The sequence below is a fragment of the Oscillatoria sp. CS-180 genome, from assembly GCF_028330965.1.
Classification (GTDB): domain Bacteria; phylum Cyanobacteriota; class Cyanobacteriia; order Phormidesmidales; family Phormidesmidaceae; genus Halomicronema.
The window spans coordinates 130,873-149,552 of sequence record NZ_JAQMUB010000083.1 but is presented as its reverse complement, the minus strand read 5'-3'; the positions used below and the strand labels follow the sequence as shown (position 1 = coordinate 149,552).

Annotated in this window: 21 protein-coding genes; 6 read left to right on the top strand and 15 right to left on the bottom strand. The window is 46.3% G+C overall.

What is annotated here, in order from left to right; genetic code table 11:
* Positions 1 to 172: 172 nt before the first annotated feature.
* Positions 173 to 1,339, bottom strand: a complete 1,167-nt coding sequence (locus tag PN498_RS21020; RefSeq protein WP_272065367.1) for a pyridoxal phosphate-dependent aminotransferase — start codon at positions 1,337 to 1,339, stop codon at positions 173 to 175.
* A gap of 289 nt (positions 1,340 to 1,628) precedes the next feature.
* Between PN498_RS21020 and PN498_RS21015 the strand changes: the two genes are divergently transcribed.
* Positions 1,629 to 2,621: a helix-turn-helix domain-containing protein gene (locus PN498_RS21015; RefSeq protein WP_272065366.1), complete on the top strand. Its 993-nt coding sequence runs from the start codon at positions 1,629 to 1,631 to the stop codon at positions 2,619 to 2,621.
* A 29-nt stretch (positions 2,622 to 2,650) separates the two neighbouring features.
* Here PN498_RS21015 and PN498_RS21010 read toward each other — a convergent pair whose 3' ends face one another.
* From PN498_RS21010 to PN498_RS21000, 3 genes are all read right to left on the bottom strand, one after another.
* The gene (locus tag PN498_RS21010; protein WP_272065365.1) at positions 2,651 to 2,998 is read right to left on the bottom strand and encodes a DUF760 domain-containing protein; all 348 of its coding nucleotides are present in this window, start codon (positions 2,996 to 2,998) and stop codon (positions 2,651 to 2,653) included.
* A 185-nt stretch (positions 2,999 to 3,183) separates the two neighbouring features.
* A complete protein-coding gene (scpB, locus tag PN498_RS21005; RefSeq protein WP_272065364.1) occupies positions 3,184 to 3,774 on the bottom strand; it encodes an SMC-Scp complex subunit ScpB in 591 nt (196 codons plus the stop codon).
* An 8-nt stretch (positions 3,775 to 3,782) separates the two neighbouring features.
* Positions 3,783 to 4,634 (bottom strand): ABC transporter ATP-binding protein, encoded by an 852-nt coding sequence (locus tag PN498_RS21000; protein WP_272065363.1) that lies wholly within the window; start codon positions 4,632 to 4,634, stop codon positions 3,783 to 3,785.
* 256 nt (positions 4,635 to 4,890) lie between these two features.
* On the opposite strand from PN498_RS21000, the gene PN498_RS20995 reads away from it, so the two are divergent.
* Positions 4,891 to 5,127, top strand: a complete 237-nt coding sequence (locus tag PN498_RS20995) for a hypothetical protein (protein WP_272065362.1) — start codon at positions 4,891 to 4,893, stop codon at positions 5,125 to 5,127.
* Between the two features lie 482 nt (positions 5,128 to 5,609).
* Positions 5,610 to 6,341 (top strand): dCTP deaminase, encoded by a 732-nt coding sequence (locus tag PN498_RS20990; protein ID WP_272065361.1) that lies wholly within the window; start codon positions 5,610 to 5,612, stop codon positions 6,339 to 6,341.
* A gap of 22 nt (positions 6,342 to 6,363) precedes the next feature.
* On the opposite strand, the gene dcd is transcribed toward PN498_RS20990, so the two are convergent.
* The 4 genes from dcd to PN498_RS20970 form a co-directional block, all read right to left on the bottom strand.
* Positions 6,364 to 6,945: a dCTP deaminase gene (gene dcd, locus PN498_RS20985; protein ID WP_272065360.1), complete on the bottom strand. Its 582-nt coding sequence runs from the start codon at positions 6,943 to 6,945 to the stop codon at positions 6,364 to 6,366.
* A gap of 185 nt (positions 6,946 to 7,130) precedes the next feature.
* The gene (locus tag PN498_RS20980; protein WP_272065359.1) at positions 7,131 to 7,553 is read right to left on the bottom strand and encodes a cob(I)yrinic acid a,c-diamide adenosyltransferase; all 423 of its coding nucleotides are present in this window, start codon (positions 7,551 to 7,553) and stop codon (positions 7,131 to 7,133) included.
* A 782-nt stretch (positions 7,554 to 8,335) separates the two neighbouring features.
* On the bottom strand, positions 8,336 to 8,812 hold the full coding sequence (locus tag PN498_RS20975; RefSeq protein ID WP_272065358.1) for an anti-sigma factor family protein: 477 nt from the start codon (positions 8,810 to 8,812) through the stop codon (positions 8,336 to 8,338).
* A gap of 331 nt (positions 8,813 to 9,143) precedes the next feature.
* Positions 9,144 to 9,815, bottom strand: coding sequence for a sigma-70 family RNA polymerase sigma factor (locus tag PN498_RS20970; RefSeq protein WP_272065357.1), 672 nt, complete (start codon positions 9,813 to 9,815; stop codon positions 9,144 to 9,146).
* Between the two features lie 302 nt (positions 9,816 to 10,117).
* On the opposite strand from PN498_RS20970, the gene PN498_RS20965 reads away from it, so the two are divergent.
* On the top strand, positions 10,118 to 10,534 hold the full coding sequence (locus PN498_RS20965) for a hypothetical protein (RefSeq protein ID WP_272065356.1): 417 nt from the start codon (positions 10,118 to 10,120) through the stop codon (positions 10,532 to 10,534).
* Positions 10,535 to 10,869: 335 nt separating this feature from the next.
* Positions 10,870 to 11,304, top strand: a complete 435-nt coding sequence (gene ruvX, locus PN498_RS20960) for a Holliday junction resolvase RuvX (RefSeq protein WP_272065355.1) — start codon at positions 10,870 to 10,872, stop codon at positions 11,302 to 11,304.
* Positions 11,305 to 11,450: 146 nt separating this feature from the next.
* Here the strand turns inward: ruvX and PN498_RS20955 are convergent, their stop codons facing one another.
* The 7 genes from PN498_RS20955 to PN498_RS20925 form a co-directional block, all read right to left on the bottom strand.
* Positions 11,451 to 11,717: a DUF3146 family protein gene (locus PN498_RS20955; protein WP_272065370.1), complete on the bottom strand. Its 267-nt coding sequence runs from the start codon at positions 11,715 to 11,717 to the stop codon at positions 11,451 to 11,453.
* 176 nt (positions 11,718 to 11,893) lie between these two features.
* A complete protein-coding gene (locus PN498_RS20950; protein WP_272065354.1) occupies positions 11,894 to 12,469 on the bottom strand; it encodes a molybdenum cofactor guanylyltransferase in 576 nt (191 codons plus the stop codon).
* 92 nt (positions 12,470 to 12,561) lie between these two features.
* Positions 12,562 to 13,305 (bottom strand): hypothetical protein, encoded by a 744-nt coding sequence (locus PN498_RS20945; RefSeq protein WP_272065353.1) that lies wholly within the window; start codon positions 13,303 to 13,305, stop codon positions 12,562 to 12,564.
* A gap of 533 nt (positions 13,306 to 13,838) precedes the next feature.
* Positions 13,839 to 14,630, bottom strand: a complete 792-nt coding sequence (locus tag PN498_RS20940) for a YHS domain-containing (seleno)protein (protein WP_272065352.1) — start codon at positions 14,628 to 14,630, stop codon at positions 13,839 to 13,841.
* A 330-nt stretch (positions 14,631 to 14,960) separates the two neighbouring features.
* Positions 14,961 to 16,631, bottom strand: a complete 1,671-nt coding sequence (locus PN498_RS20935; RefSeq protein WP_272065351.1) for a glycoside hydrolase family 3 N-terminal domain-containing protein — start codon at positions 16,629 to 16,631, stop codon at positions 14,961 to 14,963.
* Between the two features lie 2 nt (positions 16,632 to 16,633).
* Positions 16,634 to 17,065 (bottom strand): 30S ribosome-binding factor RbfA, encoded by a 432-nt coding sequence (gene rbfA, locus PN498_RS20930; RefSeq protein ID WP_272065350.1) that lies wholly within the window; start codon positions 17,063 to 17,065, stop codon positions 16,634 to 16,636.
* Positions 17,066 to 17,183: 118 nt separating this feature from the next.
* Positions 17,184 to 17,387 (bottom strand): DUF751 family protein, encoded by a 204-nt coding sequence (locus tag PN498_RS20925; protein WP_272065349.1) that lies wholly within the window; start codon positions 17,385 to 17,387, stop codon positions 17,184 to 17,186.
* A gap of 217 nt (positions 17,388 to 17,604) precedes the next feature.
* Here PN498_RS20925 and PN498_RS20920 point away from each other — a divergent pair, with 217 nt between their 5' ends.
* Positions 17,605 to 18,465: a DNA adenine methylase gene (locus tag PN498_RS20920; protein WP_272065348.1), complete on the top strand. Its 861-nt coding sequence runs from the start codon at positions 17,605 to 17,607 to the stop codon at positions 18,463 to 18,465.
* Positions 18,466 to 18,680: the final 215 nt, after the last annotated feature.

Genomic DNA, 18,680 nt, shown 5'->3' with positions numbered 1-18,680 from the left:
CCTATTTAGGTTTTCTGGCTTTCAATATTAATCTGTCGAGGTTCGCTTTCCTCAAAGAACCCATCGCTACTCCCGCAGCGCTGACTCCCTTGAGCGCTTTACCAATATAACTACCACCACTTCTACTGTCAACTACGACAGGTAACTTTTTTTCAGGCTATGTGAGTTGACCCTAAAGTCTGGATTGCACAAAGGCTTCTAGGCGATCCATTCCACGTTGAATTGTGTCTAGGTCGGTGGCGTAGGATATTCTAACTGTGCTTTCTTTTCCAAAAGCAATGCCTGGTATTGCTGCGACGTGCTTTTCGTCTAGCAACGTGCTGCAAAATTCTAAAGAAGGTAATCCAACGCTCTCGATATCAACATAGAGATAGAAAGCTCCGTTGGGCTTAGCGGCGCTAAGTCCGGGAATATTATTCACCCTTGGCAATATATACGATCGCCGCTCCTCAAATGCCCGTCGCATTGCCTCAACGCACCCTTGGGGCTGATCCAGAGCTGCGATCGCTCCGTATTGTGCAAAAGTACATACATTGGAAGTGCTTTGGCTCTGCAAAGTTGTCATGGACTGAATCAACTCGTTGGAGCCAGCTAAATATCCGACTCGCCAGCCAGTCATCGCATAGGCCTTAGCAAACCCGTTACTGATAATTGTGCGCTCAAACATTTCTGGACTAATTGCCCCGATGCTGAGATGCTTGGCGCCGTCATAAAGGATTTTTTCGTATATTTCGTCAGACACGACGTAAATGTCTGTACTCAGAATGACCTGCGCTAGAGCGTCGAGCTCGTCTGGCGTATAAACCGTTCCTGTCGGATTTGACGGCGAATTTAGAATAAATAACTTTGTATTTTTGGTGATAGCAGCCTGCAACTGGGCAGGAGTTATTTTGTAACCTGCTTCAGCGGTTGTTGGAATAATGACTGGATTACCACCTGCCAATTTGATCATTTCGGGATAGCTAACCCAATAGGGCGATGGAATAATGACCTCGTCACCAGGATTGATCGCCACCATCATTAGACTGTATAGAGAATGCTTACCTCCATTGGTAACGATGATGTTGCCAGCTTCATAGCTCAGGTTATTGTCTCGCTGAAGCTTATGGGCGATCGCCGTTCTCAAGGCAGGCTCTCCTGCCGCTGGGCCATACCGAGTTTTACCACTGTCTAAAGCTTGTTTGGCCGCCTCCTTGATATGAGCAGGCGTATCAAAATCTGGTTCTCCAGCGCTAAAGCTACAAACATCAATGCCCGCCGCTCTCATTGCTTTTGCCTTCGCCGAAATCTCTAGAGTCATCGACGGCGTAACTTGTCTAACCCGATTAGCCAGTTCCATGTTTCAATCTGTAAAAGCCTTAGCGTAATAATGTTGTGAGTCCTTAAGCTTATCTTTTTCTAAGCAGACCAAAAGTTCTTTCTTAAGAGTTCATGAGAAAAATAGGAAGATCTGTCGAAAAAGCAATGCACCGATCGTAAAAGCTGGAACCTGATTCTGAAAGATACTTGTCTATACCAGACTTATAGCTACACCATAGAGTCGTCTCTTGCTAAGGGTCCTCCCGGAACAGCGACCTAGCAGTAGAATAGGTAGGCAATCACAGCAGACAGGCATAACGCATCCTCGCATGGCACCCCGTAAACTTTCCGACTCTGACAAAAAGCAGATCACCCAAATTTACTGCCAGCGAGGAGAAACGACTTCTACGTTGGCTAGCAAGTTTGGAGTCAGCAGTAGCACAGTCAGTCGCGTGTTAAAGCAGATTTTATCGGAAGACGATTACACCCAATTAATGCAGTGGAAGCGAGGGGGTGAACGCGGCGACCTCAGCCTCAACACCAACATTTTGCCGTCTGAGACAGCAGTTGTTTCCGCAGCATTAAAAGAATCCGATTCGGATTCACCTCAAGTGAACGATACCTCAGCTGAAGATTCTCCAGAAACACAGTCTGAAAAAGCAAAAAAATCCCCATCAAGACGCTCTCGTCGTCGTTCAACCTCGGCCAAATCGAGTACCAAAGACTCAGGAGAAGAAGCACAGTTGCCCTTGGCACTTCCAGAAAATGACAAGGTGGCGGCTGTTCCCACGACAAATCCTGATCCTGTTACTGAAAGCGAAGAACAGGATATTCAGCCGCCGCAGTCAGAGGAAGTCACTGGAAATGAAGCCGCAGCTTGGGTTTCTGAAGATTTAGATAATGAAGATGACTACGCTGATGATGATGAAGATGACGGATGGGAAGATGATGAGTGGGAGGAAGAAACTGATGACGACAACGATACAGTTCACTCTCCTTCTCGTGCAGAAGAGTTAGCCATCCTATCGTTTTCCGACTTCTCTGTTAAAAAACCTTGCTATCTTGTCGTGGATCGATTGGCAGAGCTCATCACTTGTCCGCTAAAAGAGTTTTCGGAACTTGGAATTATTCCGGCAGGAGAAGAGCAGGCTCGAACGCTCCCCGTTTTTGATAATCATCGAATAGCCCGCCGATTTGCCCGTCGCAATCAGCGTATTATTAAAGTTCCCAACGGCTCAATGTTGAGCAAAACGCAGGATTATCTACAAGCCAAAGGAATTACTCGAATTCTGTTTGACGGTCAGGTTTATGCTTTGAATTAGAAGATAGCCTAAGAGGATTTGCAGCGTCGCTAAGTCTCGTCCTCTTCAGAAAAAACTGCTCCCGTCAAGGAAACTTCCATCTCCATACGCTGCTCCATTTGGCGCAGAAAATAGCCTGTCATCATAGCAGAGGCAAGCAAACCGGCGAGGTTTTCTCTATCCGTAGTGACCTGCACATTAAACCCATCGTTGGGTAACACTCCTATAAGTCCCTGTACATTCTGAGAAATAATCTGCTTAATCTCAGGAGTAACGGCTTGTGCGACTCGACTCAGCACCTCAGGAGACTGATGCTTGAGGTATTGAAGGAGCTGATTGCCAGCCTCATCATCACCGTGTAGACCAACAAAATCAACGCGCTCAGGGTTAAATGTCATAGAAACTCTGATTACCTATCTCCTTAAAACCTTAGATCGAATAACTTAATTATTCCAGTCGTGAGGCTAGCTGAACACTCAATAGCCTTTATAGTCAATGGTTTCAGACTTTATGAATTGTTGAACAGTCTCCATCGCACCATAGGCTAAGCGTGGTACTACTTTAACAAATGATGGTCATTTGCCTAGGGAGACGCCTCCGTAGATTTCATCACATTCTCCTCAGACTCTGACATCAATTCTGTAGTTTCATCTACCGCTTTACCATTTTCATTCTGAACTGAAGAGGACTTAGTTACTTTTTGGGTAAAAGCAGGCAAATCATCAATTTCAAAATGTTGATGAAACTTGCTAGTCACTTGCAGCCAAAAGGAACGTCCATCTGACTGTCGACGCTTGCGGACGAAACCGAGTCGTACTAACTCATGAACATGCTGATACGCACCTGAGCCTCGCACATCAATCAGATCAGGTTGGCTGATAGGACCACGAAGAGCGATCGCAGCCAGTGTCCTCAAAGCTCCAACACCCAAATCTAAAGGAATTAAGGTATCTACTAAATGTCGAAAACCTGATTTGAGCTGTAAGCAATAGCCATCTTTAGTCTCAACAATTTCTAGAGCACTCTCGCGATGGGCATATTCATTCATCAGCTCAAGTAAGCCTTCTTCGGCCATATCGCGATCGCAGCCAGCATGTTCCGCGATATGGGTAAGGTCTAAAGGACGTCCTTTAAGATACAAAATAGCTTCAATGACGCTTGCCAGTTTGGGCATGGCGGCAGTTAATCCAGATTTCGGCCAGTAAGTTCTACAAAGATATCCTCTAAGTTCGAAGGACGAGTCATCATTCCCGTTTTATCAAGCTGGCTATCTAAATGATGATTCGCTTCAGCTAAGGTTGGGAAGAAGGTATATTCCCAGCGATCGCCTCTTTGCTTCATGACGATTCCTTCTCCATGCTTCTGCTTTAGCTCCTGGAGAGTGCCTAATTCTATGAGCTGTCCTTGATCAAGAATACCGATACGGTTGCAAAGAAATTCGACTTCTTCCATGTAGTGAGTTGTCAGCAGCATTGTCATGCCCTGATGGTTTAGATTGCGAATAATTTCCCATAAGCGACGACGAGTTTGAGGATCTAAACCGACTGTCGGCTCATCTAAAAAGAGAATTTTGGGATTATGTAGGAGAGCACGAGCAATTTGAAGTCGTCGCTTCATCCCACCGGATAGGGTCTTGACTTTACTATCGCGGCGATCGCTGAGCTCCACGAAGGATAGCCATTCATTGATGCGCTTCTGCCGTTGAGGGTTCAGAATATGGTGCATACGCCCATGAAATTCCATATTTTCCCATACAGTTAGATCATCATCTACACTCGTCTGCTGTAAGACCACACCAATCTGGCGACGCACGTTCATTGGATCGCGCTGCACATCATAACCAGCAACAACCAAATTGCCCTCGGAGGGTTGCGTCAAGGTTGTCAGCATTCTGATCGTGGTTGATTTTCCAGCACCGTTTGGCCCCAACAGCCCAAAGCTTTCTCCGGGCTGAATTGTTAGAGATAGGTCTTTCACGACGTGAGTATTGCTGTAAACCTTGTGCAAATTTTGCACACAAACGGCTGGTGTCATAGCTTTAGCGGAATAAAACTTGAAAGGATGTTGAAAACACAAAGCCTTTTAAGCTTAAGGGATCGAACACTTGGGTGTCTTCATAGGCACCACACCTGAGAGGTTTACTGCTCACATGGTGAATCTTGTCAGCAAAAGCTATAGTTTAATAGATCATATTTACTATTTTTCGCTTCGCTATATGCATTGCCGACTTGAATCGCCGATCTTATTCCTACATCAAGATGATGTCCCCAATTATAAAAAACAAGGTTCTGTGGTTAGGAATAGCTATTTTTGGGCACTGAAATCAATTGCCGATAATGCTCGATTCGATCAGGCTTGGGAGTTTGATGAATCTGTTTGGGTGGCACTCTGCCGAATGCTGATGTCGTTTTCGATGTCCGGTTATTTGGGCGATCGCGAAACTCTGCTGGAGTTTCCAGCTGAAACTCCAATCCCCACGCTACTGCGCCCCGTCAGTACGTGGGGTTCTGAGGAGATGAATTGGTAAAGGGCAATTAATTGCCCATAGCTAAAAGATATAAGCAGACAATACTTCGGACACAAATTGGCTCCTCACATTGCCTAAAATCCAAAGCCTTCATTGCTAAAGGTGGTTAAACTAATGTCAGCTTGGAAGCTAAGTTTGATTCAAATAGGTAGCTATCAGAATGTTTGCTTGTAGACCTTGTAGCTTCATCAGTAAAACTGTCTCGACTGTTGAAGTAGAGCATCCTTAAACGTTAAGAAGTCTGAAGCCTATATACTTCTATGCCTGAACGCGCTTTGGAACAGCCAGATGACAGTTCTGAGTGTTAAAGTCTTCTTGGCAAGAATACTCTTATACTAAAAACCTTCGTCTAGCTCTAAACTTACTTAACATTATTCAGTCAAATAAACTGCAATTATAGAATCTCCAAAAATATGATTCTTATATTTCAAAATGGGTAAAATACTTGCCAGAAACCTCTTCACAGCTGAATCTTCAGGATCATGAGTGTAATACCTTTCATTGTTGATACTCCCCAGAAAACCATTGTCGAAAGCCGAGAAGAGTATGAAAACTCCGGAGGACTGGATAGCAAAGTGATCTTTGTCGAAGATCTCGATAAAAGTCAAGTCATCGACAAAAAACTATGCAACGCAAGCTATGACTTGAGAGTTGGGGATGAATACAAGGATCATAGAAATGCTACAAAGCATGAACTACTGAGTAATGGAAGAATTGCTCTTCAACCAGGTTCAGCAGTCATTATAGAGACTGCTGAGAGATTCCAATTTCCGAAAACGAGATTTGGACATATCGTACCTAAAGTTTCACTACTTCAAGAAGGTTTATCCAACACATCATCAAAAGTAGATCCAGGATATGAAGGCAGGCTTTCAATCACTGTCTTTAACCTTGGAAAAAGGACTGTGACACTTGAAAAAGGGCAAAAATTCTGTACTCTGTACATTTTAGGTATGGGAGGTGACACGAAGGCGTACAAAAAAGGCCCTAAAAAGATATCAGGAAGCCCTAGAAGAACCTGGATTCACAAAGCAAGAGATACTATAGAAACAAATGGCTCCCTTATCTCAGTGATTGCAATTCTTCTGAGTATCCTTGCTCTAGGAGTCGACATTGTAAGAACTATTCAAGAGAAACGCTCTATGGAAGCTAATAATATAGCTTCAGTACAGGCCGATAAAGAGCTTCATCATGTATCAAGCCAAAAAATTTGAAGTTTATTCGAGAGACCGGATTTCATGCTTTTGCCAAAGTTACCCTTTGTAGTTGATTCTGATATTTGCCAGCTCTACCTGCATATGTAGTTCTACAGGGTTCACCTTCTATAAACAGCAACTGCAGAACACCCTCATTGGCATATATACGACAATCAGCACTGGAAGCATTGCTGAACTCGAGAGTAAGATAACCTTCCCAAGAGGCTTCGGCAGGAGTAATATTTGCAATTATTCCACATCGTGCCATTGTGGATTTTCCAATGCAAATCACAGTTATATTTGGTGGGATACGCAACCGCTCTAGTGAGACACCCAATGCGTATGAGTTAGCTGGGATGATAAAGAAAGAGCCATCAACGTCATGCTGTAAAGATACGCTCTCTAGATTTTCTGGATTAAATCTTTTAGGGTTTACTACTGTTCCAGGAATGTGCCTGAAAACACGAAAGTCATTCGGTGCCAATCGCAGATCGTAACCATAACTCGATAAGCCATAGCTAATAACATGTCGATCATCCAATTTCCGGATTGAGGTATCTTCAAAAGGATCAATCATCCCTTGGCGGGCTTGTTCAACAATCCATCTGTCATTTTTAAGCATTATCATTACCTTTCAGAGAAATAATTTTTACGAGTCAGAAGGCTATCAAGAGCTTGGGAAGGTTATCAAGCACGCATACTATTTTATCTATTACGTTACATCTGTATTCCACAAGATTTGATTAACTCTTCAAAGAAACGCTATACAGGAAAGCTGCTGTTATAAAACCAAGCAAGATTTGCACCCTAAGGCATAAATTGTCGGCGAAATTCAGTCACTTGGTCGGCGATCGCCAGCAGCGATTCGGGCATATCAGGACCGGTCAAAATAACGTCAACTTGAGGAGGACGATGCTCCAAAAACGAGAGCACAGAGGCTTCTGAAATCAGGTTGTACTGCATAGCTAAACTCAACTCATCTAGCACAACTAACGTATACTGGCCTCGCATAGACGTCATCTCAGCGTGTTGCCACAGTTCAGCGATCGCCTCGCGCTCTGCTAACGTTGCATCTGCACCCTTGATCGACCTCTGAATATTTGGTCTCAACCACTCTAAGCCTTGACCAAACTGCATAGGCTTTTCAATGCCCTGACCAATTCCCCCCTTCAAAAACTGAGCAATTAGGACAGCATGGCCCTGCCCAGCTACGCGCATAGCTTGAACCATGACATTTGCAAAAAAACTGCGATGAGGAGATGTAAAGACCTGTATCGTGCCTTCAATCACATGAAGCCACGGATGAGATTTAGCAGACGACTGCCTAGGAGGCTGAGAAAAAGGTGCCCGAAGCTGTGAAACCATATTGAGGGGCAAGACGATTTGAGTAGGCTAAATATAGCGCACTTTTTCTCAATTGATTAATAAAAACTCTATATGTGTGTTAGACAAAATGTACTAGTTAACACATGACTTTGGCCTCCAAGACAACAATCACTAAAACGAATGCCTAATAAGTGGCACCACTCGTTTTGGTGAATTGTCGGTTTCACTTAAGAGATTTCTGAAAATATAGCCCTGTGCAGCTTGGTCAAGTACATATCAGTGTCTTGAGGGAGTAAAGAATGGGGAATAGGATGTGCTTGACTAATGCATACCGCCGCTATACAAAACTCGACTGTAGTGCATCACGTTGTGCTAATGACACCCTACCAGCGACCAATTCTTTCCTAGAGATGTCCTTAAACCAGTTTTATTGGTATGACTGTCGTCGGCTCTGCTGGGACAAGACAGTGAACTATCTAACGATGCGCTAAGCGCCCAGTGGCATCTAAGCGTAACGCCTAGACAGCTACAGTTGTAGCTTCCAAGAGTGAGTCAATTCAATAAGATTTGCTCTATCACAATAAACCTACGCAAATGGGGGCTTTGTTTTTTTGATGACAAAGCCCCTATTCGTATCTTCAGTTTCAATGCTCAGTCAATTCACGCAGATTTAAACCCAGAACGTTTTAGAAGGTCGAGTCTATCGGCGCGATATCAGAGACGCTCGCTGGCTTAGGAATGGCAATGGGAGGCTGATCGAGGGCAATTTGTAAACTGTCTTCGGAGCTGGCAGAAATGGATTGTGGTGTCCAGCCAATTTGGCCCATGGGGTAATTCAAAGCCCCCGAGAAGACGGCAACCACGGCGGCAGCAGCAGCCGTCATGCCTGCCATACAGGTCAGTTTGAATCGACGGTTTAGTTTGGAAACCACTGCTGTTGCTGTATCAGCTGGCAGATCTGTCTGCCAATGCTCACATCCAATTGTTTGAAACCCTCGGCGAATCTGCAATAGCCGCCGATACAAACACTGTGTTTCCGGATCATCTGTTAACCAGGCCATCACTAAGCGACGCTCATCTGGCGACACTTCCCCATCTAGGAAGGCGCTCAACAACTCGAAGCGATCGCGTTTCGTGACGTCTAAGTCTCTATGTTGACTCATCGCGTTGTGCTCTAAACAGGATAGGGAGCTTAATCGTTGCTCTTTGCCAAACTAGGCGTTGACAGCGTGAGTTCAAAACGAACTCAGCTACAGAATATAGACGTTCTTTAGGGGTAACAGAGTTCCAGCAAAGGCACACTGAATAACCTCAGCTAGCTTACCCGGAAGAACTCCGCTAATCGCAGCAAAGAACATCTAGACAAAAACAGGGTGAAGTCACGATGGAAAAACACCTCTGTTTTTGACCAGTCCCCATAATACTGGCAACTTTTATTAAATTAGATCCTGATTAAGTAAGATTTCATGAACAGCCCGAATCGCACTTCGAAAACTACGCTAGTGCCTCGGTTTTGAGATATGCGTCCAAATCCTTCTGTAACCGATGACGGGCACGAGCAATCCTGGATTTCACAGTTCCTAAAGATACGCCGGTAATATCAGCAATCTCTTCATAACTCAGTCCCTGAATTTCTCGCAGGACAATCGTGGTTCGAAACACTTCCGGCAGTTCCGAGATTGCGTGTTCAAGCTGCGTATAGAATTCCTGAGTCATGAGATTATCTACAGGATTAGGAGTTTCAGAAGGTACTTCCCATTCCAGTTCTCCATCTTCCAAAACTCTAGGGGCATCCAAAGAGAGAGGAGGCTGATGGCGCTTACGCTTACGTAGCTCGTCATAAAACAGGTTGGTTGTGATACGACCTAGCCAGCCCTTGAAGCGTCCAGTTTCTTGTAATTTGTGTAAATTACGGTAGACCCGGATCCAGACTTCCTGGGTCAGGTCAGCTCGGTCGGACCAATCTGGAGCGAGATGGAAAAGCAGTCGCTCAACATAGGACTGATACCGCTTAACTAATTCAGCAAAGGTCACCTTATCGGGGCGTCGCTGAAGGCGGCAGCGTTCAATCAGGTCATAGTTCGATAACTGCGTGGGATTACCGTCCCGCAAAGCTGACAAAGCAGTCTGAGCGGATGTCCAAGGTGTAGAAAATGAATAACTCATAGTTCCAGACACAGCTGTCAATGGGTGAAGAACGTTAGTAGCTGACCCTTGTAACGCTGTCTACATACAGATGAAGAAGCAGAAACAGCAGCACGCGAATTCCTCTGTGTTGTACTGCGATCGCGACCCGCTTAGGTTTATGCTGTGTGCCTATCGTTTTTGTGGCACAGTCTTTTCTGACTCTGAGACGCTGTAAGTCTCTTTAGTCAGTGGTAAGGGTATACTCAACCCATAGGAACCATCCCAAATCCATGCGTTATCTGGCAAAGGTAGAGCGCGCCTCCTTCCTTGGAAACGCTGTCTTGCAACTATTAGCACGACAGGTTGATGACTATCTTTGGGAAAAACTCCCGAAGGAGAAATCAGTAGAAACAGACATTGCCCTGGGCGTTGGAAATGGGGCAATTATTCTTGTGCACATTGAAGAGGACCTCTCTAAAGTGACGACTGTTGAGGATGTAGTTCCCTGGCTCGTAAACATAGTTGAGGAGTTTTTGTCTCAGGGGATCACGCCCGAGTTCTTGGCTAAAGAAGCTGAACGAGCTGAACAGTGGCGTCAGTCACTAACTTTGGAAAGCCAAGAGGTTGAACGCCGCGCCCTTGAAACGGCTGCCCGCCGCGACGAAATTCAAGAATTAGAACGTAAACTCAAAATTGAAAGAGAAGAACTTGAGCAGCGTGAAGCAGAATTTCAGGCACGGCAGAATAACGAGGAATAAGCAATTAACCAACGATGACCTCTGCTATCTTTCAGCAAGATCGTTAATGTATCCAGGCAGCAGTAGGGAAAGCGATCGCGGTAATCATGACGACTGTGCCAGTTCAAGAAGTTCCCAATCGGGGATCAGTCACCTTGACCGATCGTCACAGCCATCTCTCGTCTCAAATAGAGAGTCCAGTGTTATTGATAATGTAGTCTTGATTGAACGTCTCTTAGTGCTGATTAATGCTGAGGACAATGACTCAATCAAGTAACATAACGTTACGACTGCGAATTCCGCTGTAACAGTTGTGATGAGTAAACAAGTCAATACCGTTTTTGGCTATCAATTCTGTGGTTTCAACAGCTGATACGTGTTCTCAACCTGTCATTCTAGGATTCGATCCTGGACGTCAAAAATGTGGAATAGCCGTTATGGGATTAGACCGTACGCTATTTCATCGGTCTGTCGTTGCATCAGAAGCCGTTTTGAGTACTGTTGAACAGCTACAAAAGCAATTGCCTATTTCGCTAATTGTCATGGGAGATCAAACCTCAGCTAGCGAATGGAAAGAGATGCTGGCGCAACTCAGTAGTCCTTTGCGAGTCGTTCTGGTTGATGAAAGATACTCTTCCTTAGAAGCACGAGATCGCTACTGGCAACTTCACCCCCCCAAAGGACTACAGCGGCTGCTACCGCAGGGACTACGCCAGCCCAGTGTGCCTATTGATGACATTGTGGCTATGCTGCTGATTGAGCGATATTTGAATCGCCTCATCCAGAATTAGTTTTTATCGCTCTGGCCTTAGACTTGTGTGCCCAGTAGCATCCGGGTGCTTAGCGGATAGCTAGATGGTTCGTCGTTTTGTCCTCACGGAACTGGCAACGGCTATATCCCATCAATCTTCAAGAGCGTCCCCTTGTGCTTGATTACCTATAACTTCGCTCGAATAACGAACGAGTAGTCACCTCCAGCTTCCAATTGGTAATCAAATTGTTCAAGAAACCGACCTAGCGGTTCACGAATTAAGGCTCTTCCTAGAGAAGGTTCTATTGTCAGGCCACCCTTAGAAAACTGCCATTGGAACTGCCATTCATAGTCATTGGCACGAACTTCACCCTCAAGCCGTCCTAATTTCCACGACTGGTAAGTGATACGGACATATGCAGTTGTTTCGGGTAAGGAACGCTTACGAGTCACAGGCTCAGTAACTGGTTTTGATTGAAATTTGGCAAACAGATGATCGGTGGGCGATCGCGACAAGATTTTCACCTTAGCCAAACACCTTATCAGCTAACATAGCTATCTTTTGCTTAAGAGATCTACTCTCCTCTAGAAATTGTCTTGAGAGATCGACCTGTTATCAGAGAGAGATTTTAGAGAAGTGTATTTCGGTCTTCAGGAGTATTACAGTTCGCCAGCATGTCTGGTGATACGGCAAGAACGGGGATCACAGTTTGCTGATCGAGCCAAGTTTGAAACGAGCGCTGTCCACTAGCCTGATAGGACTTCAAACTGGACAGACAAGACGACCGATAGAAACCGCACAGAGGTTCCCAATCATCACCATGACGCGGAACATAAGCGATCGCGTTGTCAGGAATCTGGGCAAGTTCTGCTGTCCATCGATGTAGAACATTGGACTGTAAATTGGGTAAGTCGCAAGCTAAGAGCAAAACCCAATCTGTATTGACCTGCGCCAAGGCTTGACTGAATGCGACCAATGGTCCGGCTGGACTTTCGTTCGGCGCGGGCGGCGGTTCTGCGATCCATTTTGCGGCTTTGGGTAATTCGATCTGATAGCGATCGCGACGAGAGGTCACAACCCATACATCTGGCGTTAGCGTCTGAGCAATTTCCCAAGTGCGTCGGAGAAGAGAAATGCCTTCTTTTTTAAGCAGTAGCTTATCTTGCCCCATCCGCTGGCTGTTACCTCCTGCCAAAAGGAGCACGGCTAATCTCACAACAACTTCCCCTTCAATGGATCAAGATTCTGCAGCAACTTTGGAGATTGCTGATTGAATTGACACAAAGTCTGTCAGCGCTATTTCCCAGTCAGCTGAGGCAACGGCTGACGATTTTGATTAGCCCATACAATTCCTTTGGCAAAGTAGATCACAGCTGTGACAGTAGCAAGCAGCGTGTAAAAGAGCCGAATTCCCCAACCTGTCAGCTTAAATACCATGCTGAATAGGCCAGGCTCAAGCCCGCTAAATCGGGTTAGCTCAGAGCGGAACCACTTGTCATCCTCATCAATACTCTGCAATGCTCGCAAATCCGTGGGCAGAATAGGCACTTGGATGGTGTATCGAAAAAATCCAACAACGCCTTGATTGCCAGTGGCTTGCTCCAGTAGAGCATTTGTGACTCTTTGGGCCTGGGTGGGTAGGAGTTCCGACTGCACAGCAACTTGTTGAACCCAGACGTGGTAACGCACTGCATAGCCACTCATGAAGACGAGTGGCACTGCAATAACAAGAGGCAGAACTTTGGGTAGCAGTCCCCACTGACGAGGTAACCACAGGGTGAAAGCCCCCAAACCGACTCCTAAAATAGCAAAAATAACCACATTGGTGACTTCTATCAGCTCTAAACTCTTGAGTAGGCCACCTAAAATAGGCAGTGTGTAAACGTAGCGTTCAGAAGCCCATGCAAGACCGCACTTGAGCGCCACGATACCGGCAATCAATAAAAAGGTTGCACAGAAATATCTCAACAGTTTGGATGATTTGGAGGATGCTTTATTTCGCACCTTTGAATTTCGAGCTGATGAAAGCCGTGTTGTCATGGTGAGAAAACCTGAAGATCAGTCAGCAATACCATCATTAGCAATAAACATCTAAAAGTCACAACCTGCATCGTTGATTTGAGCAATGCATGTTCACTCTCTAGTCAGGAAATGCCCAGAGCACGAACCAGAACAAACTAGTCGTTATGCTGCCAGGGTTTAGGTTGCCGACCAAGACGCTAGAGCGATCGCTCTCGACATGATAAGAGGTTACTCGAGAACAGACAGAATGACTGCCTCTCCCATCAAAATCAGCATATTGTCACATTAGCCTAACGGATAAGCTGTGCTGAAGGTATAAATTGACGACCCCAATGAAACTATCATCAGCGTCGTAGCATTCAGGTGTCTGGAGCCTAACCAAACGGATCGCGTTTTGTCCTAATGGAACTGGTGACGGCTATCTCGGTTTGCATTACACCTCGTTCCTCTTTGCAAAACAAAACCCCAGCAAACTCAGAAGCAGTGTGTCCTGATGCCTGCTGGGGATGATGGCTTAGGAATCTCTACAGACTATGACTCGGATTCTTAGCCTACTGTGCCCAAGAGAGCTGATTTTCGTAAAGAACCTTTTCTGCTAAAACAGTCGGCCAAAAAGCATCTGCCTTTTCAATATTGCCAGGCACATCAGCCAGCCACTGGGCTTGTACATCCATGCTGTAATTGAGGTAAAGTTTGCCGTCTACGATTTTCCAAGCACGAGGATCAACGGATGCTAAGTTGCCTTCACTGAGAGCTTTAGCGCAATAGCCACCATATTGAGGAGCAAACGCCTCAGGATTATTAGTAAACATCTCTTTGTTTGTGGCACTACTGAACCGCCACGTTACTCCATTCCACTCATATTCATATTCGGCACTACCTAAAACAGCTTCACCTTCAGTGAAGTAAGCAACAGGATCAGCACCTCGAATTGCCAAACCACTGTCTTCTTCTACGTAAACTTCCGCGTGAGGGGGCTCAGTCGCTGTGACAACATCAGCAGCTGCACAGGGATCAGCTGCCGCACAAGGATTTGCCGCACAGGGGTTTGCTGCACAGGGATCAACTGCTGCACAAGGATCAGCTGCCGCGCAAGGATTAGCCGCACAAGGTTTGGCTGCGCAGGGATCAGTTGCCGCACAGGGGTTTGCTGCACAAGGATCGACTGCCGCGCAGGGATCAACCGCTGCACAGGGGTTTGCCGCACAGGGATTCGCCGCACAAGGATTTTCAACACCCGCACAAGGATCAGCTTGAACGGTATTAAAGGTAGTCGGAAGAGCAGCTACACCTACAGAAAGGGCAGCAGAGGCTACGAAAGCAGTCAAGTACTTAATTTTCATACAGAACCAACGGAAAACAACAGCAACTGTGAACAGTAGAAAGCATCTATCGACAGGACTCAACGTTGCTCGCTCAGGCTAGTTCTAGGACTAGTCCACAATTAGTGTCAGACCTGAACAAGATGCTTAGAAAAACAAGAACGAGCGCCATCAAAGGAGCAACAGCGCATGATGCCTTGTCACTGTAAGGGTGTATGGAGATTAAACCAGCACCCTCATTACTAAACGACGAATGGCTGAAGACGATCTGAAGAAGTTCTGAGAAAACGTTGAGAATTTCATCCTGTCGATAGACGCAACTAACTGAGATCAATGTGCAGCAGAAAAGCATCAATCTGTAAAAGTCTGATTGCGAGCTGGCATTTCTGTCGAAGTCAACAGGCGTGACAGAACAATGTTCTGAGCTTCAGGAGTCTGAGCATAAGTAAATCCATAAGCGGTATTAACTGGTAGTGCTTTCAATAGAAATTCAAATACATAGGGACTGCCATAGACCACTAAGCCGATTAAATGACCTTGTGTGACAAGTGTTTGAAAGCATTCCACAGTCCACTGACTCAGTCCGGCCTTGCCTCTAAATGGATTACCGCGACTAAAAATCTGCAACAGCGTCGGTTCATTAGAGGTGTTCAAACCATCTAAGCCAACTGAGCACACTTGATTATCGAGTAGGCGAACTGTCCATCCCTGTTGCATTGGCAAAGCGATCGCGGGTGCCGTTGGATTCAGCCAATCAGTCCCCAAAACAGAATCGACAATGACGATCGCCCGTCGGTTCTCAACTCTATCTTTCGGATCATTCTGAGCAGGTATGTTACCCCGCGTTAGCGTGGAAGCCTGAATAACGCTAGTCAGCACCTGCCGGGTCGTTTGACTTGCCAATGCTTCCAGTTGGACAGGAGGTGGCGGAGTATGCTCCCAAGCGTGACAGGTTTCGGGAGGAATCGAAAGACGATGATTGGCTTTCTGTTTGGCCCGCCAAATACGTTCTACTGAGGCAGCAATCCTTTTTGCTGACAAACGCCCCGTCCGCACAGCTTCACAGATCGCTTGAATAGTCCCCTCAGGATCAGCAGGCATGAGTAGGACATCGGCGCCAGCCTCTAATGCTAAAACTGCCGCATCGTAAGGACCGTATTGGTGCGCGATCGCTCCCATGATTAGAGCATCAGTCACCACTAGCCCATTAAATTTCATCTCTTGCCGCAGCAGTTGCGTCAGGATCGACGGTGAAAGCGTTGCTGGCCACTTGCTGTCGAGCGTGGGGACCTGAATATGAGCAGTCATCACAGCGTCCACGCCGCTCTCCACAGCCGCTCGAAAGGGAGCAAGCTCTATCTGATCCAGCCGTGAACGATGATGAGCAATCACAGGCAGGTGGAGATGAGAGTCTACTGTCGTATCTCCGTGTCCTGGAAAATGCTTAGCCGTAGTCAGGATCGAGAATTGGTGAGCACCTCGAATGAACGCTTGACTCAGTTGAGTCACTATTGCAACCGTGTCACCAAACGCTCGAACGTTGATCACTGGATTGTCAACATTGTTATTAACGTCCACAACTGGAGCCAAAATCCAGTTCAGACCAATCGCGATCGCCTCTTGAGCCGTTGCGCTCCCCATCTGCTCTGCGTACTGACACGCAAGAGATACGTCGTGCCGAGCAACTTGAGACAACGCCATCGGTGGTGGAAAGTGAGTTGCCCCTGCAAACCGCTGCCCCGCACCCTCTTCTATATCCGCAGCCAAGAGCAGCGGAATCTCTGCCCAAGATTGCAGCTGTTGCGATCGCACACCAACTTCGACTGCACTGCCACCCAGCAGAATCACGCCACCTATGCCAAGGGACTGAGTGCAATGCTGAAGCTTAGCGTTGTTCAATTCCCATTGAGGGTAACGGCGCTGATGATCAAATAGAAACCCTGAGGCACGAACGACTATCAGCTGAGCGACTTGGGCCTCCAGAGAAAGTGCATCGGGATCAGGCAAACCCAAGGAGGCCACAATCAGTCCTCAGCAGCCATAGGAACGTCATTGTCAGACTCGTTTGTTTCGTCGGTAGCAGGAGCTTCATTATGATCCGCTCGTTCAGCACTCAGTTGGTTGATGAGTGAAAGCACACGTGTCCCTCGTTCGACTGAACGATCCTCGCGAAAAAGAACCTCAGGGGTGCGGCGTAACCGCATCCGCTGCCCTAGCTCGCTCCGCACATATCCAGTCGCAGCTTGCAGACCTGCCATCGTTTCAGCCCGGGCTGCATCGGTACCATAGATACTGACAAAAATCTTGGCGTGTTGCAGATCGCCGGAGACATCCACATCCGTGATACTGACCATGCCAGCGCCCACACGATCATCCTTAATACCCGACATCAGCATCTGACTCACTTCACGCTTAATCATGGATGCGACGCGAGCAACCCGCCGACTATTTGCCATCGTACAATCCTCTTGAACAAAGGTCGCTTCCTTCACATTCCCGAAGCGCTCGCTTCAACTAAGCGAGCTTGGGCAGGTTCTAATTCCAAATAGGAAGCTGACTGGTAAAGATCTTTCCCTAAACTGCCGATAACCCCAGCATGGCCTTCAAGGTGAACGTTAGAAACACAAAGACTGAGACGACAATACCGACTAGCGCGATCGCAGTTGTCGGACGCTTCAGCAACGGCATCAAAGGTTCAATTGCGTTGAAAAAGATACCCAACGTAAAGGAAATCAAATATCTGGGGTATCGCGAAACATTATTAAAAAACTCTTGCATAATTCAAACCAGCGCAACTAGAAGTCAGTACTAACGCGATGATTGATAGGTATCACTTAATGTCATCCTATCGCAGTTCAGGAATGAATGAATTGATAGGAAATATTTCAGTAGTCCTCTACAATAAGTACATATGTTTCAATAAAGGGGGGTCTGATCGTTGCGAGCCTGAGTTAAGGACATTGACTCCGTTGCTCACTGCGCACTTCTTTGTCTCATGACGGCTATCATTACCCCAGATCTCTCCCCTCGCCCGTTTCTTAAATGGGCCGGTGGAAAAGGTCGGCTCATTGAGCAATATCGTCCCTATTTTCCAAAACAGTTTCGTTATTATTACGAACCATTTTTGGGGGGAGGGGCTATTTTTTTTCATCTACAGAATCAATGCTATCGGGCCGTTTTAGCCGACCTCAACACAGAGCTTGTTAACGTTTATCAATGCGTTCGGGATGACGTTGAAGCCGTCATCGAACTGCTGCAAGACCATCAAGCTCACCATTGTCACGACTACTATTACACCATTCGTGCCCAGACCCATTTGGCGTCTCCCCTAAGTCGAGCAGCTCGTCTGATCTATCTCAATAAAACTTGCTTTAACGGACTGTATCGAGAAAATTCCAAAGGATATTTCAACGTCCCGATGGGGCGTTACAAGAATCCTAAGGTGTGTGATGTGCTGACCTTGCAACAAGCCGCGATCGCTCTTCAACGCGCCAATATTACTTGCGAAGAATTTACGGCAATTTTGACTCGGGCAAAAAACGGCAACGATTTTGTCTATTTTGATCCGCCCTATCACCCCATCAGCCCTACCAGCAGTTTTACTAGCTATAGCCGATATGGGTTTGGCGCTAGGGACCAAGAGCGTTTACAGCAGACGTTTGCTGAACTGGCTGAACGGGGTGTCAAGGTCATGGTTTCCAACTCAGATTGCCCCTTTATCCGACAACTCTACGACGGTTTTTATATCCACAACATTCAAGCAACCCGGGCCATTAATTCCAATGCAAAACGACGCGGCAAAATCTCGGAATTGGTGATTACCTCCTATCCAGTCACCCTTGAGAAAACTCATTAGGTATTAAGGTTCGCTGCAAAGACAGAGTCTGATAGGCTATAAACTTTGTGGCAAAAACGTAAACATATATTGCAGACCTGCAAGTCATTCCGGCAAAAACTGCTTTTTCAGAGGACGACGCGGTTTCGGCCACCGTGCAATGACTCTGACAAGCCCTTAGCATCAAAGAGAATAGTTCAAGATCAGCATCGACTTGATCTTCAAGATTTAGTCGA

What these genes read in the sequence shown, in the direction of transcription:
- PN498_RS21020 (WP_272065367.1), bottom strand. Translation starts at nt 1,339, where the DNA reads ATGGAACTGGCTAATCGGGTTAGACAAGTTACGCCGTCGATGACTCTA.
- PN498_RS21015 (WP_272065366.1), top strand. Translation starts at nt 1,629, where the DNA reads ATGGCACCCCGTAAACTTTCCGACTCTGACAAAAAGCAGATCACCCAA.
- PN498_RS21010 (WP_272065365.1), bottom strand. Translation starts at nt 2,998, where the DNA reads ATGACATTTAACCCTGAGCGCGTTGATTTTGTTGGTCTACACGGTGAT.
- scpB (WP_272065364.1), bottom strand. Translation starts at nt 3,774, where the DNA reads ATGCCCAAACTGGCAAGCGTCATTGAAGCTATTTTGTATCTTAAAGGA.
- PN498_RS21000 (WP_272065363.1), bottom strand. Translation starts at nt 4,634, where the DNA reads ATGACACCAGCCGTTTGTGTGCAAAATTTGCACAAGGTTTACAGCAAT.
- PN498_RS20990 (WP_272065361.1), top strand. Translation starts at nt 5,610, where the DNA reads ATGAGTGTAATACCTTTCATTGTTGATACTCCCCAGAAAACCATTGTC.
- dcd (WP_272065360.1), bottom strand. Translation starts at nt 6,945, where the DNA reads ATGCTTAAAAATGACAGATGGATTGTTGAACAAGCCCGCCAAGGGATG.
- PN498_RS20980 (WP_272065359.1), bottom strand. Translation starts at nt 7,553, where the DNA reads ATGGTTCAAGCTATGCGCGTAGCTGGGCAGGGCCATGCTGTCCTAATT.
- PN498_RS20975 (WP_272065358.1), bottom strand. Translation starts at nt 8,812, where the DNA reads ATGAGTCAACATAGAGACTTAGACGTCACGAAACGCGATCGCTTCGAG.
- PN498_RS20970 (WP_272065357.1), bottom strand. Translation starts at nt 9,815, where the DNA reads ATGAGTTATTCATTTTCTACACCTTGGACATCCGCTCAGACTGCTTTG.
- PN498_RS20945 (WP_272065353.1), bottom strand. Translation starts at nt 13,305, where the DNA reads ATGACAACACGGCTTTCATCAGCTCGAAATTCAAAGGTGCGAAATAAA.
- PN498_RS20940 (WP_272065352.1), bottom strand. Translation starts at nt 14,630, where the DNA reads ATGAAAATTAAGTACTTGACTGCTTTCGTAGCCTCTGCTGCCCTTTCT.
- rbfA (WP_272065350.1), bottom strand. Translation starts at nt 17,065, where the DNA reads ATGGCAAATAGTCGGCGGGTTGCTCGCGTCGCATCCATGATTAAGCGT.
- PN498_RS20925 (WP_272065349.1), bottom strand. Translation starts at nt 17,387, where the DNA reads ATGCAAGAGTTTTTTAATAATGTTTCGCGATACCCCAGATATTTGATT.
- PN498_RS20920 (WP_272065348.1), top strand. Translation starts at nt 17,605, where the DNA reads ATGACGGCTATCATTACCCCAGATCTCTCCCCTCGCCCGTTTCTTAAA.